At 67.5% G+C, this 15,496-nt stretch carries 14 protein-coding genes; 3 read left to right on the plus strand and 11 right to left on the minus strand.

Annotated elements, in window-relative coordinates; all coding sequences use genetic code 11:
• Window positions 1–119: 119 nt before the first annotated feature.
• The 3 genes from J5837_RS06880 to ttcA form a co-directional block, all read right to left on the minus strand.
• Window positions 120–923, minus strand: a complete 804-nt coding sequence (locus J5837_RS06880; protein WP_210535935.1) for a M48 family metallopeptidase — start codon at window positions 921–923, stop codon at window positions 120–122.
• A gap of 100 nt (window positions 924–1,023) precedes the next feature.
• Entirely contained in the window at window positions 1,024–1,929 is a 906-nt protein-coding gene (locus tag J5837_RS06885; RefSeq protein ID WP_210535936.1) for a recombination-associated protein RdgC, read from the minus strand.
• A 168-nt stretch (window positions 1,930–2,097) separates the two neighbouring features.
• Window positions 2,098–3,009, minus strand: coding sequence for a tRNA 2-thiocytidine(32) synthetase TtcA (gene ttcA / locus J5837_RS06890; protein ID WP_210535937.1), 912 nt, complete (start codon window positions 3,007–3,009; stop codon window positions 2,098–2,100).
• A gap of 157 nt (window positions 3,010–3,166) precedes the next feature.
• Here ttcA and J5837_RS06895 point away from each other — a divergent pair, with 157 nt between their 5' ends.
• Window positions 3,167–3,364 carry a YdcH family protein gene (locus J5837_RS06895; protein ID WP_244755682.1) on the plus strand — a complete coding sequence of 66 codons (198 nt, stop codon included), beginning with the start codon at window positions 3,167–3,169 and terminating at the stop codon, window positions 3,362–3,364.
• Window positions 3,365–3,459: 95 nt separating this feature from the next.
• On the opposite strand, the gene plsB is transcribed toward J5837_RS06895, so the two are convergent.
• From plsB to J5837_RS06920, 5 genes are all read right to left on the minus strand, one after another.
• Window positions 3,460–6,096, minus strand: a complete 2,637-nt coding sequence (plsB, locus tag J5837_RS06900) for a glycerol-3-phosphate 1-O-acyltransferase PlsB (protein ID WP_210535939.1) — start codon at window positions 6,094–6,096, stop codon at window positions 3,460–3,462.
• Window positions 6,097–6,168: 72 nt separating this feature from the next.
• Window positions 6,169–6,354: a hypothetical protein gene (locus J5837_RS06905; RefSeq protein WP_210535940.1), complete on the minus strand. Its 186-nt coding sequence runs from the start codon at window positions 6,352–6,354 to the stop codon at window positions 6,169–6,171.
• A gap of 107 nt (window positions 6,355–6,461) precedes the next feature.
• The gene (locus J5837_RS06910; RefSeq protein WP_210535941.1) at window positions 6,462–7,367 is read right to left on the minus strand and encodes a hypothetical protein; all 906 of its coding nucleotides are present in this window, start codon (window positions 7,365–7,367) and stop codon (window positions 6,462–6,464) included.
• 254 nt (window positions 7,368–7,621) lie between these two features.
• Window positions 7,622–8,338 (minus strand): orotidine-5'-phosphate decarboxylase, encoded by a 717-nt coding sequence (pyrF, locus tag J5837_RS06915; RefSeq protein ID WP_210535942.1) that lies wholly within the window; start codon window positions 8,336–8,338, stop codon window positions 7,622–7,624.
• Window positions 8,335–9,222 (minus strand): 5'-nucleotidase, lipoprotein e(P4) family, encoded by an 888-nt coding sequence (locus J5837_RS06920; protein ID WP_210535943.1) that lies wholly within the window; start codon window positions 9,220–9,222, stop codon window positions 8,335–8,337. Before J5837_RS06920 ends, pyrF begins: the two co-directional genes overlap by 4 nt.
• A 69-nt stretch (window positions 9,223–9,291) precedes the next feature.
• Between J5837_RS06920 and J5837_RS06925 the strand changes: the two genes are divergently transcribed.
• Entirely contained in the window at window positions 9,292–9,942 is a 651-nt protein-coding gene (locus J5837_RS06925; protein WP_210535944.1) for a YceH family protein, read from the plus strand.
• Between the two features lie 355 nt (window positions 9,943–10,297).
• Here the strand turns inward: J5837_RS06925 and J5837_RS06930 are convergent, their stop codons facing one another.
• The 3 genes from J5837_RS06930 to J5837_RS06940 form a co-directional block, all read right to left on the minus strand.
• Window positions 10,298–12,049 (minus strand): cadherin repeat domain-containing protein, encoded by a 1,752-nt coding sequence (locus J5837_RS06930; RefSeq protein WP_210535945.1) that lies wholly within the window; start codon window positions 12,047–12,049, stop codon window positions 10,298–10,300.
• Between the two features lie 222 nt (window positions 12,050–12,271).
• On the minus strand, window positions 12,272–12,682 hold the full coding sequence (locus tag J5837_RS06935; RefSeq protein ID WP_210535946.1) for a hypothetical protein: 411 nt from the start codon (window positions 12,680–12,682) through the stop codon (window positions 12,272–12,274).
• A gap of 135 nt (window positions 12,683–12,817) precedes the next feature.
• A complete protein-coding gene (locus tag J5837_RS06940) occupies window positions 12,818–14,791 on the minus strand; it encodes a UvrD-helicase domain-containing protein (protein WP_210535947.1) in 1,974 nt (657 codons plus the stop codon).
• 53 nt (window positions 14,792–14,844) lie between these two features.
• Here J5837_RS06940 and J5837_RS06945 point away from each other — a divergent pair, with 53 nt between their 5' ends.
• Window positions 14,845–15,465 (plus strand): thymidine kinase, encoded by a 621-nt coding sequence (locus tag J5837_RS06945; RefSeq protein WP_210535948.1) that lies wholly within the window; start codon window positions 14,845–14,847, stop codon window positions 15,463–15,465.
• Window positions 15,466–15,496 lie beyond the last annotated feature (31 nt).

Consider the following 15,496-nt stretch of genomic DNA (forward strand, 5'->3'; position numbering starts at 1 on the left):
AACGGTGATTCCGCCGGCCAAAGCGCGCGGGCTGGCCTTCGGCGTCGATCGTATTGCGTGAAACTTCGAGCGCTGGCGCGGATCAACGCGCTGCAGCGCGCCAGGCAGAGCCAGTCCCCTCAGCCCGCCAGGGCACGCAAACTGGCTTTCAGACGCCGGCCTTCCGCATGGAAATACTCGCGTTCGTCCCGCCACGCCGGGAAGCGCGCTTCCACCTCCCGCCAGAAAGCGCGCGAGTGGTCGGGATGGATCAGGTGGCACAACTCGTGCACCAGCACGTACTCGAACGCCGACGGCCGGCCCAGCACCAGCGACAGGTCCAGCGCGACCGAACCGTCCGGGCTCAACGAGCCCCACAGCGACGACATCGCCTTCAGCCGGATCCGCGCTGGCGCGCGCGGCAGGCCGGGCAGGTAGCGCGGCAGCCAGCGGCCGACGTCGGCGCGCGCCTCGGCTTCGTAGAACTCGCGCACCGCGCGGTGCAGTGCGACGTCGCCTGCGCGCGCGGCGACCTGGAAGTGCAGAGCCTGCCCCGGACCCGATCCGGGGTCGGCTTCGCGCTGCAGGCGGGTGTAGCGGCCGGCGTGCCAGTGCAGCGGCACGCTTTCGCCGCGCAGCGGCAGCGCGGCGGTTTCGTCGCGGAGCAATTGCGGAATGGCGTCGGCGTGGTGGAAGCGCGCCAGTTGCGCGAGCAGCCAGTCGCGGTGTTCGTGCAGGAAGCGTTCGCCGGCGACCAGGCTGGCGCGTGGCGGCAGGGTCAGGCGCGCGCCGCGCTCGTCCACGCTCAGCTTGATCCGCCGTGCGCGCGGATCGCGCACGCGCTGCACGTCGAGGGCGGAACCGTCGTCCAGGGCGAGGCTCACCACGTCGCGTTCGACGGTGCGCGGGCGCGGGCCAAGCAGGCGATGCAACAGGCGGGGCATGGAGAAATGGTACTGGCGCGACGTGGGAGCGGCTATAGCCGCGATGCTTTTGATTTCATGCGGTCTTCATCGCGGCCATAGCCGCTCGCACAAGCGGCGGTCAGCTTTCGGCCTTGCTCAGCTTCAACGCCTGTTCCAGCACCGCGAACAGGCGCTTCACTTCGCCGCTCATCAGCGCGAAGCGCGCGTCGAGCTCGGCGCGCAAGTCGTCGCGTTCAGTATTCTCCAGCTGGTCCACCGCGCCTTCGAGGAACTTCAGCTTGCGTACCACCAGGTCTTCGCCGAGCACGAAAGAAACGTGGTCGTCGAGGGTCAGCGCCAGCCGGGTGACCTGCTTGCCGGCTTCCAGGTGCTTGGCGATTTCGTCGCTCTGCAGCTCCTGGTTTTGGCACTTGACCACGGCGCCGCCGTCCATCGCGTCCTTCAGTTCGCATTCCTCGCCCAGGGCCAGCCCGTCGGGCAGCGGCTCGCCGGCGATCCAGCCGGTCAGTACGTTGCGCGGCGCGACTTCGGCATTCAGCGGCAGCGCCGGGAAACTGCCCAGCGCGTGGCGGATTTCGGAAGCGACCGCTTCTGCATTCTTGCGCGAGGAGGTATCGACGGCGAGGACGCCGTGCTCCAGGTCGAGCAGCGCATCGGTGCGCGACGGCTTGACGAAGGCGCGCGGCAACAGCTCGTGCAGCAGGTCTTCCTTGATCCGCTTGCGCGTGCGCCCGCCGGGCTTGCGGCCTTCCTTCTCCTCGATCTCGGCCAGCTTCTTCGCCAGCAGGTCGTTGACCACCGCCGCCGGCAGGATCTTGTCCTCGCCGCCAAGGGTCAGCCAGATCGCGTCGCCGACGCGGTGCGACAGCGCCGGTTCGTCCCGGCCGAAGGGCGAGACGAAACCGCGCGAGGCCAGGTCGAGCGGACCGACCGGTTTCAGCGCGGCTTCGGGCAGCAGCTCGTCGAGTTGGGAGAAGTCGAGGGAGGTAGGGAAGCGGAACAGCGTGAGGTTGCGGAAGAACATTCAGTAGCCGGAATTCTTAGTTCGGAATGGGGGAGGGGATTTTTTCATCATCCCGGCGAAAGCCGGGACCCAGCCTTTGCTTTCGTCATTGCCATCCACGAGCGAAAGCAACGGCAAAAGCTGGGTCCCGGCTTTCGCCGGGATGACGACGGAAAGAATGTCGCGGCATCAGGCGTCGCTGTCGTCCGACGTGCCAGGCGCCTCGCCCGAAAGCCACGCATGCGCATCGGCCTGCGCGGCGCCATCGCGATGGCCGAGCGAGAGGAAATCGAACAGCTTCGGGTCGGCCAGTTGCGAAGGCCGCACGTCGGCCAGCGCCCGCGCGATCTGCTCGACCCGGCCGGGATGGTCCTTTTCCCACTGCTTCAGCATCAGCCCGACCTGCTTGCGCTGCAGGTTCTCCTGGCTGCCGCACAGGTTGCAGGGAATGATCGGGAAGGCCCTGGCCTCGGCGTACTCGACGATGTCGCTTTCGCGCACGTAGGCCAGCGGACGGATCACCACGTGCTTGCCGTCGTCGCTGAGCAGCTTGGGCGGCATGCCGCTGAGCTTGGCATGGTGGAACAGGTTCATGAAGAACGTCGCCGCCATGTCGTCGCGATGGTGGCCCAGCGCGATCTTGGTGAAGCCGTGCGCCTCGGCATACGAATACAGCGCGCCGCGGCGCAGGCGCGAACACAGCGAGCACATGGTCTTGCCTTCCGGCACCACGCGCGTCACCACCGAGTAGGTGTCCTGCTCGATGATGTGGAAATCCACGCCGATCGACTTCAGGTATTCGGGCAGCACGTGCTCGGGAAAGCCCGGCTGCTTCTGGTCCAGGTTGACCGCGACCAGCTGGAATTCGACCGGCGCCTTCTTCTGCAACTGCAGCAGCACGTCGAGCAGGGTGTAGCTGTCCTTGCCGCCGGACAGGCAGACCATCACCTTGTCGCCGGCCTCGATCATGCCGTAGTCGGCGATGGCCTGGCCGACCTGGCGGCGCAGGCGCTTGGCCAGCTTGGCGTGCTCGCGCCCGGCGCGGCGCGGATCGCGCGGCGTCGGGTCGGGCAGGATCTGCGGCAGCGTGGCGGCGTTCATGGGCCGCGCATTGTACCCAGAGCCCGTGGGAGCGGCCTTGGCCGCGAATGCTTTTCGACGACCACCGGGATTCCCATAGAAGCATTCGCGACCAAGGTCGCTCCCACGGCCGCCTCCGCCGGCCCTTCGGCTCGGTTATGCTCGCTGCGTGGAACCGATGAGCCCCTCCGAGATCGCGATGCGCGTGGCCGAGTTGAAGCTCGAGCACCGCCAGCTGGACGTGGAAATCGACCGCCTGGTCGCCGACATCCAGGCCGACGAGCTGGCGGTGAAGCGCATGAAGAAGCGCAAGCTGTGGCTGAAGGACTGCATCGCCCGGCTGGAGAGCTCGCTGATCCCCGACGAACCTGCGTAGGGCGCGGGCGGGCCCAGGCCCGCCATCGATCGCGCCGATTGCGCGGGATCGGCATCGACACAGGATGCGGGAAGGCGGGCCAGGGCCCGCCCTGCCTATTCCGGCGTCTCTTCCGCTTCCGGCTTCGCCGCTTCGGGACTGACCCGCTCGATGGTGTGCTGCAGTTCGCGGCCGAGGATGATCTTGGCGTCGTTGGCCCAGGCCTCCAGGCGATGGTCGAACAGCAGCTTGCTGCGTTCGTCCGGCCACACCAGGCGCAGTTCGCGCAGTTTCTGGATGAATCCGCGGAACAGGGTCTTGTCGAAGAATTCCGGCGCGGCCGGTGCGTACAGCAGGCTCAGGCGTTGCGCGGCCTGCTGGCACAGGCTTTCCAGCTCGCCCGCGCCGAGCGTGCCGGGGCCGTTCTTCACCAGCACGCTGATCGCGATGTAGTAGCGCTCGAACGCCTGCTGCAGCGAATGGCCGATCGCGCGCAGGCGGAACACCTCGTCGGTCTGCCCGGCGTTGCGGGCGAGGATGCCGCCGTCGTCGTCGCTGACCTGCTGCAGCAGGCCTTCGCGGACGAACACGTCGATGGTGCGGCCGAGGCGCTCGGCGAACTCGTCCTCGGTCCACGGCAGGAACAGCTCGGCCTGCAGGAACGGGTACACCTGCCGGCCCAGCGAGACCACCCGCGGCCGCGCCATGCGCCGGTTGCGCTGGAAGCAGCAGGCGATCCACGACGAGGCGGTGAACAGGTGCAGCACGTTGTTGCGGAAGTAGCTCAGCAGCACCGCGGTGTCTTCGTCGACCACGTCGATCACGTCGCCCAGCGGGTGGGCGATGCGGCGCAGCACGTTGATCTCCAGGCCGTGGGCGATGATCCGCTCGGGCGAGTGCGGGGTGACGGTGATGCGGTCGGAATACGGCAGCTCGGCCAGCACCTTCTTGCCCAGTTCGATCTGCGCGACCAGGTCGGCTTCGCTCATCGCGTGCTTGGGCGTCGACAACAGGGCCAGCGCCAGCAGGTTGATCGGGTTGACGTCGGCGGCGGCGTTGATGCGCGTGTTGATCTTCAGCGCCAGCGCATCGATGGTGTCGGACAGCCACTTCGGCTTGTCGTCCTCGGACAACGGCTGGCCGTTCCAGTCCGGCGCGTGCGTGGCCAGCATGTCGTTGAGCAGGATGGTCTCGCCGAAGTTCACCACCACCTGGCCGAAGTTCTGCTTCAGCACCTTGGGGATGCCCCACAGCAATTGCCAGATCGATTCCTTCTCCTTGGGCCGGCCGCTGAGCTCGTCCAGGTAGCTCTTGCCTTCCATCAGCTTCTCGTAGCCGATGTACACCGGCTGGAACAGCACCGGCTTGTTCGGCTGGCGCAGCCACGCACGCACGGTCATCGACAGCGCGCCGCCCTTCGGCGGCAGCAGCCGGCCGGTGCGCGAGCGTCCACCTTCGATGAAGTACTCGATCGAATAGCCCCCGGCGACCAGCTGGGCCATGTATTCGGAGAACACCGCCGAATACAGCGCGTTGCCGCGGAAACTGCGCCGGGCGAAGAACGCGCCGCCCTTGCGCAGCAGGGTGCCGACCACCGGCAGGTTGAGGTTGACGCCGGCGAAGATGTGCGGCGGCACGATGCCGCGTTCGTACAGCAGGTACGACAGCAGCAGGTAGTCCATGTGGCTGCGGTGGCTGGGCACGTAGATCACTTCGTGGCCCGGCGCGACTTCCTTCAGCTTGTCCAGGTGGTGGACCAGCACCCCGGCGTAGATGCGGTTCCACACGTGGCTGAGCAGGAAGCTGGCCGAGCGCACCACCGGGTTGGAATAGTCGGCGGCGATTTCCCAGGCATAGGCATGGGCCTTCTTCCACGCGTCCTCGGGCTTGCTCTTGTCGCGCCGCGCCTGCTCGACGATGGCTTCGCGCACCGGTTCGGAAGCCAGCACCTGGTCGACCAGCACGCGCCGCGTCGACAGGTCGGGTCCGATCACCGCCTCGCGGATGCGATTGAAGTGGGTGCGCAGCACGCGCGACAGCTTGCGCACGGTGCGTTCCGGTTCCAGCCCTTCTTCGACGCTTTCGCGCAGCGATACCGGCGCGGAGAAGCGCACGATGGTGTCGCGGCCGTTGAGCAGGATCGCCAGCAATCGGCGGAAGCGGCCGACGATGGCCCAGTTCTCGGAGAACAGCACCGAGAACCAGCCGCTGGCCTTGTCGGGCGAGCGGCCGACGAAGATCGACACCGGCACCAGCTGCACGTCCAGCGTCGGGTCGGCGCGGTGCGCCTGCAACAGCCGGGCCAGCGATTCGGAATGCGATTTCTTGGTCGGCTGGGGTTCGCCGGTGACCCCGGACAGGCTGCTGGACATCAGCTGGGCCAGGGTCTGGTTGCGCCGCGACAGCGCCACATAAGCGCGCTTGCGCCCCAGCGGGTCGCCGGGCAGCGGGGTCAGCGGCGAGGGCAGGCCGGCTTCGCGGCAGGCCTTCTCCAGGATCAGGGCGTTGGACAGGCCGTAGTCTTCCAGCACGTAGCAGACTGGGCGTTCGTCGATCAGCTCGGCTGGGGCGCCCGGTTCGACGCTCAGGCCCAGCCACGGCTCGGCGAGGCGGCCCATCAGGCGCGTCCACAACGGCGGCTTGCCCGGGCGCACCCGGCGCGGTTCGGGCCGGAGCGGAGCGGGGGGCGTGGGGGAGTCGGCCGGCGTGGGTTCCGGCAACGGCAGGGGATTCTGTTCGGGCATCGCCGGCATTATGGCCTACGCCCCGCGATGCCCGGCAACGGTATCAGGCCTGCTGAGACGCGAAACGCGCGTGTGGGCGGCTCAGGACGGCTTGCGGATGCGCTTCGCACTGCGCCAGCAGAAATGCGCGCCGACCGCGCAGACCAACAGCTTGAGCAGCAGCGCAGCGGTGAAGCCGTTGGCCTGGAACGACAGGTACGACTCCAGCCCGTAGAACACCGCCACGATGGCGCCGGCGATGGCGAAAAGGATGGCGATGAAATTCACGGCTACTCCAGCATGGTCGGAAGCGATACGTAGGGTGGGCACGCTTTTCGTGCCCACCTAACCTCGGGACCCGAAGGTGGGCACGAAAAGCGTGCCCACCCTACGGGTCATGGCTTCGGCGTCGGGTTTTCGGTGGCTTCAGGGGTGATTTCCGGCGACGTTTCCATCGCTGCCATCTTGTCCGCCTCGGCCAGGTAACCGGCCAGATACCAACGTCCATCACGCCGCTGCAGATGCACGACGGTATCGATCTCGGCATCCGCCAGCGGGTAGTGCAGGCGCACGGTGGCCTGGTCGCCCTTCTGCTCCACCAGGCCGGTGCGCAGGTCGGCCAGGCTGCGATCGATGTCGAGCCCGTAGCTGGCGATGCCGGTCTTCACCTGGGCGAAGAACGGCCCCAGCCGTTGCAGGCTGCCGAGCATCCCGGCTTCGTTCAATGCGGCTTCGCTGGTCAGCCCGGTCCTGCGCGCGGCCGCGCACAGTGGGGGAATGGCCGCGTGCGCGCGTTTCGGGTCGCCCAGCGGCGCGTCCTCGGCCCACGCGCCCAGCGCGGCGATCAACTGCGGGTAATGCCGGCGTTCGTCTTCGCTGTAATCGCCCTGTTGTTGCACGTACTTGGCGCCGAACAGACCCAGCGAACGCGCCGCGTCGCGCAGGTCCCGGTTCTGGTTGGCGAACTGGCGGTCGAAGCCACGCCGCAGCTTCTGTTCCGCGCCCGGCGCCGACAGCGCCTGCAGCATCGGCAGCAACTGGTTGTCGAGCGGCAGCTCGGTCAGCGGCCAGCGCGTACGGCCTTCGCGCCATGCAGTTTCCATCCTGGCCAGGTCGGCTGGCGGCAGCGCATCGCGGGCGAAACCGGCCAGGTCGTTGTCGTGCACGCGCTTGGCCAGCTGGCGCACGGCGGTCGCTGGCTCGGTGGCCGCGCCTTCCAATTCCACAGGCGCGCGCGGCTTGCAGCCGGGCAGGGCCAGCAGCGCGCTGAGCAGCAGGATGGCGAAAGCCCGTGGATGCATGGCGACCCCCCAAGTCCGCGGCATCTTGGCGTCTGCGGTTACGGACCGGCAAGTCCGGCCGTCACGGATAGGAAACCGCGATAAATCCCCGGACAAAAAAAGAGACCGCAAGCCGGAGCCGGGTCTCTCAAACCGGCCGAAGCCGGAGGACGTTGTGTTGTGGCGCATTTCCGGCCAAGGCCGGACGGGCACAGCCTAATCGCTGACCCAAGCTAATGCAATACCTGAACTATCTTTCTGTAACCTATTGATTGTTATCGAAGTGCGCCCGAAATCTCGGTTTGAATCGCCTCCGCCGCGGCGCGCGGATCGGCGGCTTGGCGGACCGGGCGGCCGACCACGATGGCGTCGGCGCCGTTGGCGAAGGCTTCGGCCACGCCGACGGTGCGCTTCTGGTCGTCCAGCGCCGGGCCGGGGCGGATGCCGGGGCAGACGATGGCGAAGCCGGGGCCGGTCGCGGTCCTGATCAACCCGGCTTCCTGGCCGGAAGCGATCACGCCGTCGATGCCGCTGGCCTGCGCGGCGCGCGCGCGTTGCACGACGATGTCGGCCGGTTCGCCGTCGATGCCCATCGATTTGAGGTCGCCTCCGTCCATCGAAGTCAGCACGGTGACTGCCAGCAGGCGGAGATCGCCGCTGCGGGCTTCGGCCGCGGCCTGCATCATCGGCGCGTGCCAGCCGTGGATGGTGGCGAAGGTCACCGGCCAGCGCGACAGGCCGCGCACCACGCCGGCGATGGTCGCGGGAATGTCGAAGAACTTCAGGTCGACGAATACCTTCTTGTCGCGGCGGGCCAGTTCGTCCAGCACGCGGAAGTAATCGCCGCTGGCCAGCAGTTCCATGCCGATCTTGTAGAACTGCACCGCGTCGCCCAGTCGGTCGACCCAGGCCAGCGCCTCGGCGCCGGAGGGTTCGTCCAGGGCGACGATCAGGCGTTCGCGTTCGCCCAGCTGCACAGGTGCCCGGCTCACGGAGCCACATCCAGCGCGTCGCGCTTGGCCTGCCGGCGCGCTTCGCGCGGCTGGCGCCATTCGTTGTTGAACAGCGCGGGCTCCCACGAACCATAGGTCGGGTTGGGCAGCATCCACCAGCGCTCGCCGAACCAGCCGGCGTACTGGTCGTGCAACTGCGCGCGGCCCTCGGGCGTGTTGGCGACGATCTGGGCGAAGTCGCCGAGCTGGTCGCCGAATTGCATCAGCACGCGGTACTTGCGTCCGGCCAGCTGGCGGCGGCAGTTTTTCTCGCTGCCGTCCTGCTCGCAGCCTTCGACGAAGGTGCCCAGGCCCAGGAACACGCTGTCGTCCGCCACCGGCAGGCCGACGGCCTTGAGGTTGGCCAGGGTGGCGTCCTTCAGGTGCTCGGCGCGGTTGGAGATGTACAGGAGGGTGATGCCCTTGGCGGTGGCGGCCTTGGCGAAATCGACCACGCCCGGCACCGGCTTCGCCTTCTTCTCCGAAACCCATTGGTCCCAGGTCGCTTCGTCGTATTCCTGTCCGTTGCGGACCAGTCGCGCCTGGTAGGGCGAGTTGTCCAGCACGGTTTCGTCCACGTCCATCACCACCGCCGGCTTCAGGCCGGCCGCCGCGTTGCCCCGTTCCCCGGGCACCAGCGCGTCCCAGTCCTTGCGCTTCAGCGCCGCGTCCAGCTTGTCGGTGGCGGCGCGGTAGACGGTTTCGCAGACCGCGCGGTATTCGGCCGAGGCCTGCACCCATGCCACTGCATTGAGGTTCTCGTCGTTGGCGGCCGCGGCTGCGGTCGCGGTCGCGGCGTGCTCGGGCGGTGCGGGGGGCGCGACCGGGGCGGTCTTGCAGGCGGCCAGCGCAAGCACGGCGCAGGCGATCAGGGACAGGCGCATCTGGAATTCCTCGGCAGGATGATGAAGTTTAACGGTTATCCTGCTCGACCCCTTCGATCGAGCCCGCGCATGTCCGATACACCCGATGTTCCCGTGCTCAACGCCGCCGAGGCCCGTGCGCTCGGTTGCCTGATCGAGAAAGAAGCGACCACGCCGGACACCTATCCGTTGACGGTCAACTCCGCGCTCGCCGCAGCCAACCAGAAGACCGCGCGCGAGCCGGTGATGGCGCTGAGCGAAGGCGACGTGCACCACGCGCTGCGCCGGCTGGAAACCAGGGGCCTGGCCAAACAGGTGTTCTCCTCGCGCGCCGAGCGTTACGAACATCGCGCCGGGGCGTTCTTCAGCCTGCCGCAACAGCAGGTGGCGCTGCTGGGCCTGTTGCTGTTGCGCGGGGCGCAGACCGCGTTCGAGCTGTTTGCACGCAGCGAGCGGTTGTGCAAGTTCAACGACATCGAAGAGCTGCGCCACCACCTGGACCGCTTGATCCAGCGCCAACCCGCGCTGGTCGTGCAGATCCCGCGCGGTCCCGGCCAGCGCGAGGATCGCTACATGCACCTGTTGTGCGGCGAAGTGGATGTCGCCGCGGCTGCCGCGCGACCGCCGGTCCACGCTGCCGCGGAACCGGCGTCCGCCGAACTGGAGGCCAGGGTGGCGGCGCTGGAAAACGAAGTCGCCGCCTTGCGCGCGGCGGTGGCTGCGTTGTGCGACGCGGATTGATTGGGATATCCGGAATCGGGTGCGGACTTCCTTCTCCCCGCGAGCGGGGAGAAGAGCCTGCCCTCGAGTGCTTCAGTCGGGGGTGGCCGACAGGCCGGATGTGGGGCGCCCGGAGCTGATGCACTTTGGAGGGTGATGGAAACTCGAGTGCGAAGGGCCCGACTTTCCCTGCACTCGATGCAACCTCGCTCCGGAATCGATATCAGCTCCGGGATGCCCCCTCACCCGCCTCCGGCACCCTCTTCCCGCACGCGGGGAGAGGGAGTCGCTATTCGATGTGCCGCTGAGATCCGGACACCATCGATTCAATCCAGCCGGCGCAATCGGCGATCATGCCGCCGCAGCCAGATCGCGGTCATCCGGCGCCGTTGCGCACGCAGTCGTAGGTTTCGACGATGCGCGGGCCGGTATCCAGCACCTCGAAGTCCTCGATCTTCACCGCCGCGCTCGGCACTTCCTGGTCGAAGGTGCGCGAATTGATCCCGACCTCGCTCCAGGTATGCGTGGTGAACAGGTCGGTTTCGGCGGTCAGGGCGATGTTGCCGCCGTCGGCCAGCACGATGCCGTAACGCTGCATCGTGCGCAGCAATACCTGGGCGCCGGCGGAGTACGAACTCACCGGGAAATTGGCGCGCAGGCGCAGGCGCGAACCGTAGGGGACGCTGTTCTCGGGCCCCGACGGCGCGCCGGCATGGCTGGCCGGGCGCACGTAGGCGGGCTGGCCCGATACCGTGCCCATGCGCGCGTTCGGCAGGATGAAGCGGATGGCGTGGCCGAGGTCGCTGTTGGGTACCTGCATCGCCGCATGGATCTCGTCGGCGTTGAACAGCAGCGGCGCCACCGGGAAACCAGCCGCGTCGGTGCTTGTGCAATGCTCGCCGCGGTTGTTCGCCGGATAGACCACGTCGAGGTTCCATGCGGCCAGGCATTGCGATTGCAGTCCGCTGGAACCGGTGGCATTGGAGCGATAGGTCTCGTACAGCTTGTTGCCCTGCCACACCAGCATGTGGCAATCGCCGTTGTTGTTGTCGCAGGTCAGGTTGGTGCTGCCTTCGATGGCGCCGTTGGCCGGCACCGGGATCTGCGTGCCGACCGCATCGCAATCGGGTGCGTAGTATTCGGCATTGGAAGGAAAACCGACGATGCTGCGCAGCGGTGCGTTGGTTGGAGCGCGGACGATGTGCATGCTGAAGTCGATCTGCATGCGCCCGTAGCCGAAACCACCGAGCCCGGCGAGCGTGGAGATCATCAATGCCGATTGCGGATGCAGCGCCGCGGTGCTGATGTTCTGGTTCCACACGGCAGCGGCGGGGAAACGCGGGATCAGACCCTGCGGCGTGCCGCCTTCCGCGACATTGGTCACCGTCACCGACAGCGACTGCACGACGGAAGTCTTGCCGTCGCTGACCGACACGTCGACCAGGTACACGTTGTCGCCGTTGCTGTCCGAGGGCGCCTCGAAATCGGGCGCCGCGGCAAACGACAGCGCGCCGGCGCCGGTGATGCCGAAGCGGTTGCGATCCGCGCCGCCGCTCAGCGAGTAGCTCAACGCATCGCCGTCCGCGTCCGTCGCGATGGCTGTGTAGAAGACGCCGGCCGTGTTCTCCGCGACGCTGACCCGCGCGGGCGAGGTGAAAACCGGTGGCGAACCGCTGCCTTCGGCGACATTGGTCACCGTCACTGTCACCGACAGCACGGCCGAAGTCTTGCCATCGCTGACCGACACGTCGACCAGATAGACGTTGTCGCCGTTGCTGTCGGCGGGCGCCTCGAAATCGGGCGCCGTGGAAAAAGACAGCGCACCACCGCTGGTGATGCTGAAACGATTGCGGTCCGCGCCGCCGCTCAGCGAGTAGCTCAGCGCATCTCCGTCTGCATCCGTCGCGACGGCGGTGTAGTAGGCGCCGGCCGTGTTCTCGGCGACGCTGGCGGTCGCGGCCGAGGTGAAAACCGGGGTGCGGTTCGATGGCGGCGGTGTACCGCCTCCTCCCGATCCACCGCCAGCACCGCCGCCACTACTTCCGCCACCACCACCGCCACAGCCTGCCAGGGCCACAACCAAACACGATATCGCCAGGCCCTTGCCGAGCCGCTGCGCCTTCACCATTGGGAGATTCCTAAATCCGAACCCGCACCCCTCGTTGCTTCACGCCTGAAGCGGACGACGGCACGGACTCTTTGCAGCCCCCTGCCAGGCAAGGTTATGTCGGGAAGTGTGAATACCGCATGCAGCGCCGGATTACCGGGCGCCAGGTCTCGGACGGGACATGCGTGGTTTCACTGTTTCCGGGCGGCTTTCGAGGGAAAGCCACCGTTCGAGGGGGGCGGCTCAGTCCGGCCGGCGGCTGCTGCGCAGCAGGAACAGGCTGCCGACGAGGGTGCCGACGAGCGACGCGGCCAGCCCCAGCCCGGCGGCGATCAGCAGTTCGGACGGCCACAGGTTGTGCGTGGTCGAGTCCAGCGCCAGGTCCGAGAGGATGCGGATCGCCACGGCCACCGGCACGGTGGCCGCAAGCAGCAGCCACACCACCATGTAGCGCGCGGTGCCGAACGCGCGCAGCAGCATCGCCACCACCGCCACGGCGGCCAGTCCCGGCCCGAACAGCGCGTCCGGCAGTTCGGCGTGCGCATAGGGCAGTTGCCAGTACTTGAAGCCGACCCCGAGCAGGGCGATGGCGAAGCCGATCCATCGCCAGGCAGGGCTGGAGCGGGTCAGGTGGCGAGTTCTGTCGATGGGCATGACAAAAGCGTACAACGCCAAGCCTTCCTTCGGGTCGTTGCTTATCCTTCTCCTACGGGAGAAGGTGCCCGAAGGGCGGATGAGGGCGGAACACGCGCTTGCGGCGGTTTCGATCCCGGCGGGAGAAGGAAAGACTCAATCGTCGAACAACGCCTGGATCGCGGCCAACCCCGCCTTCGCCCGTTCTTGCTTGCGTTCCGCATCGAGTACCGGGTCGGCGCCGTCGCGCTGCAATTCGCTTTGCGGCAATTCGTCGAGGAAACGACTCGGCTTCAGCCGCACCTTTTCGCGGAAACGCCGCGTCTCGCGGTTGTGGCTCAGGTACAGGCCCTGCTTGGCGCGGGTGATGCCGACGTACATCAGCCTGCGTTCCTCTTCCAGCGAGCCCTCTTCCAACGCGGCTTCGTGCGGCAACGTGCCTTCCTCGCAGCCCACGATGAACACGTAGCGGAATTCCAGGCCCTTGGCCGCGTGCAGGCTCATCAGTCGCACCTGGTTGCCGCCGTCGTCCTTGTCGTTGCGCGACAGCAGGGCCAGCTGTGCGGCGAGGTCGCCGGCGCTGCCGCGCCCGCCTTCGAACCATTCGGCGAGTTCGTCGAGGTTCTGCTTGCGCCGTTCGAAGCTGGCGTTGTCCTTGCACTGCGCGCGCAGCTCGGCCAGCAGACCGGAGCGCTCGCATAGCCGGCGCAGCAGGTCGGCGGCGTTGAGTTTGGGCACGTGGTCGCGCAGGTCGCGGACGATGTCGTTGAACGCGCTCAGTCCGTTCGCCGCGCGCGGCGGCAAGGCCTTCAATGCGCCCATCGATTCGGCCGTGCGCGACATCGGCAGGTGCACGTGCTGGGCTATTTCGGCCAGCTTCGCCAACGAGGTCGCGCCGACTTCGCGCTTGGGCGACTGCACCGCGCGCAGGAAGGCCGCGTCGTCGTCGGGATTGGCGACCAGGCGCAGCCACGCCAGCGCGTCCTTCACTTCCTGGCGTTCGAGGAAGGCGGTGCCGCCGCTCAGGTGGTAGGGCACGCGCAACAGTTGCAGCGCCTTTTCCAGCGGCCGCGACTGGTGGTTGCCGCGGAACAGGATGCAGAACTCGCTCCACGGCGCATCGCGGGCCACGTGCAGGAACGAGATCTCGGCGGCGATCTTCTCCGCCTCGTGCTCGTTGTCGCGGCATTCCCAAACGCGGATGCGCTCGCCGTCGGGCTGGTCGCTCCACAGCTTCTTCACGTGTTCGTGCGGGTTGTGCGCGATCAGCGCATTGGCCGCGCGCAGCACGCGGTTGCTGCAGCGGTAGTTCTGCTCCAGCTTGATTACCTGCAGCTTCGGGTAGTCCTGCGCCATCTGCTGCAGGTTCTGCGGGTTGGCGCCGCGCCAGGCGTAGATGCTCTGGTCGTCGTCGCCCACGCAGGTGAAGTTGCCGCGCTCGCCGGACAACGCCTTCAGCAGACGGTACTGGGCGTCGTTGGTGTCCTGGCATTCGTCGACCAGCAGGTAGCCGATGCGTTCGCGCCAGGCGGCGGTGATGTCGGCGTCGTTCTCGAGGATCTGCACCGGCAAACGGATCAGGTCGTCGAAGTCGACCGCGTTGAACGACGACAGCCGCGCCTGGTAGTGCGCGTACAGCTTGGCCGCCTCGCGCTCGCGCGTGCTGCGCGCGGCTTCCAGCGCCTGCTCCGGCGACAGGCCATTGTTCTTGGCGCGCGACACCAGCGACTTCATTGCCTCGACCGCGTCGGGCTTCGCGCCCGGCATCAGGTCCTTGATCTGCGCGGCGCTGTCGTCGGCGTCGAAGATCGAGAAACCGCGCTTCAGCCCGGCGGCGGCGTGCTCGATCTGCAGGAACTTCAGGCCCAGCGCATGGAAGGTGCACACGGTCAGGCCTTCGCCGGCGTCGCCTTTCAGGCGCTTGGCCAGGCGCTCGCGCATTTCGCGCGCGGACTTGTTGGTGAAGGTGATCGCGGCGATGCGCTTGGCCGGGTAGCGGCCGGACTGCACCAGGTGCGCGATCTTTTCCACGATCACGCGGGTCTTGCCGCTGCCGGCGCCGGCCAGCACCAGCAGCGGACCTTCGGCGTGGGCGACCGCCGCGCGTTGGGGGGGGTTGAGGGAGTTCATCGGACGGGGAATTGTAGCCGGTGCCGGCCGGCGCCAGCGGCTAAACTGCGCGCATGGCCAAGCTCTATTTCTATTATTCGGCGATGAACGCCGGCAAGACCACGACGCTGCTGCAGTCGGCGCACAACTACCACGAGCGCGGCATGCGCACGCTGATCCTGACGCCGAAGCTGGACCATCGCGCCGGCAGCGGCGTGATCGCCTCGCGGATCGGGTTGAAGGCCGATGGCACCGCCTTCGACCGCGACGACGACCTGCTGCGGCTGGCGGAGGACGACATCGCCGCGCACGGCAAGCTGAATTGCGTGCTGGTCGACGAGGCGCAATTCCTGAGCAAGGCGCAGGTGTGGCAGCTCAGCGAGGTGGTCGACCGCTTGCGCGTGCCGGTGCTGTGCTACGGCCTGCGCACCGACTTCCGCGGCGAACTGTTCGAAGGCAGCCAGTACCTGCTGGCCTGGGCCGACGAGCTGAGCGAGATCAAGACCATCTGCCATACCGGTAGCAAGGCGACGATGACCGTGCGCGTCGACGAGCACGGCCGCGCGGTGCAGGACGGGCCGCAGGTGGAGATCGGCGGCAACGAGCGCTACGTGTCGGTCAGCCGCGCGGAGTTCAAGAAGATCAGCCGCGGCGAGGGTCGCATCGAACCGCTGCAGGCGCCGCTGCCGTTGTAGGGGGAATGGGTGGGAGCGGCTATAGCCGCTC

It is taken from the genome of Pseudoxanthomonas helianthi (assembly GCF_017939625.1).
Lineage (GTDB): Bacteria > Pseudomonadota > Gammaproteobacteria > Xanthomonadales > Xanthomonadaceae > Pseudoxanthomonas_A > Pseudoxanthomonas_A helianthi.

Coding starts and splice junctions, on each gene's coding strand:
- J5837_RS06880 (WP_210535935.1), bottom strand. CDS start 923: ATGCCCCGCCTGTTGCATCGCCTGCTTGGCCCGCGCCCGCGCACCGTC.
- J5837_RS06885 (WP_210535936.1), bottom strand. CDS start 1,929: ATGTTCTTCCGCAACCTCACGCTGTTCCGCTTCCCTACCTCCCTCGAC.
- ttcA (WP_210535937.1), bottom strand. CDS start 3,009: ATGAACGCCGCCACGCTGCCGCAGATCCTGCCCGACCCGACGCCGCGC.
- J5837_RS06895 (WP_244755682.1), top strand. CDS start 3,167: ATGAGCCCCTCCGAGATCGCGATGCGCGTGGCCGAGTTGAAGCTCGAG.
- plsB (WP_210535939.1), bottom strand. CDS start 6,096: ATGCCGGCGATGCCCGAACAGAATCCCCTGCCGTTGCCGGAACCCACG.
- J5837_RS06910 (WP_210535941.1), bottom strand. CDS start 7,367: ATGCATCCACGGGCTTTCGCCATCCTGCTGCTCAGCGCGCTGCTGGCC.
- J5837_RS06920 (WP_210535943.1), bottom strand. CDS start 9,222: ATGCGCCTGTCCCTGATCGCCTGCGCCGTGCTTGCGCTGGCCGCCTGC.
- J5837_RS06925 (WP_210535944.1), top strand. CDS start 9,292: ATGTCCGATACACCCGATGTTCCCGTGCTCAACGCCGCCGAGGCCCGT.
- J5837_RS06930 (WP_210535945.1), bottom strand. CDS start 12,049: ATGGTGAAGGCGCAGCGGCTCGGCAAGGGCCTGGCGATATCGTGTTTG.
- J5837_RS06935 (WP_210535946.1), bottom strand. CDS start 12,682: ATGCCCATCGACAGAACTCGCCACCTGACCCGCTCCAGCCCTGCCTGG.
- J5837_RS06940 (WP_210535947.1), bottom strand. CDS start 14,791: ATGAACTCCCTCAACCCCCCCCAACGCGCGGCGGTCGCCCACGCCGAA.
- J5837_RS06945 (WP_210535948.1), top strand. CDS start 14,845: ATGGCCAAGCTCTATTTCTATTATTCGGCGATGAACGCCGGCAAGACC.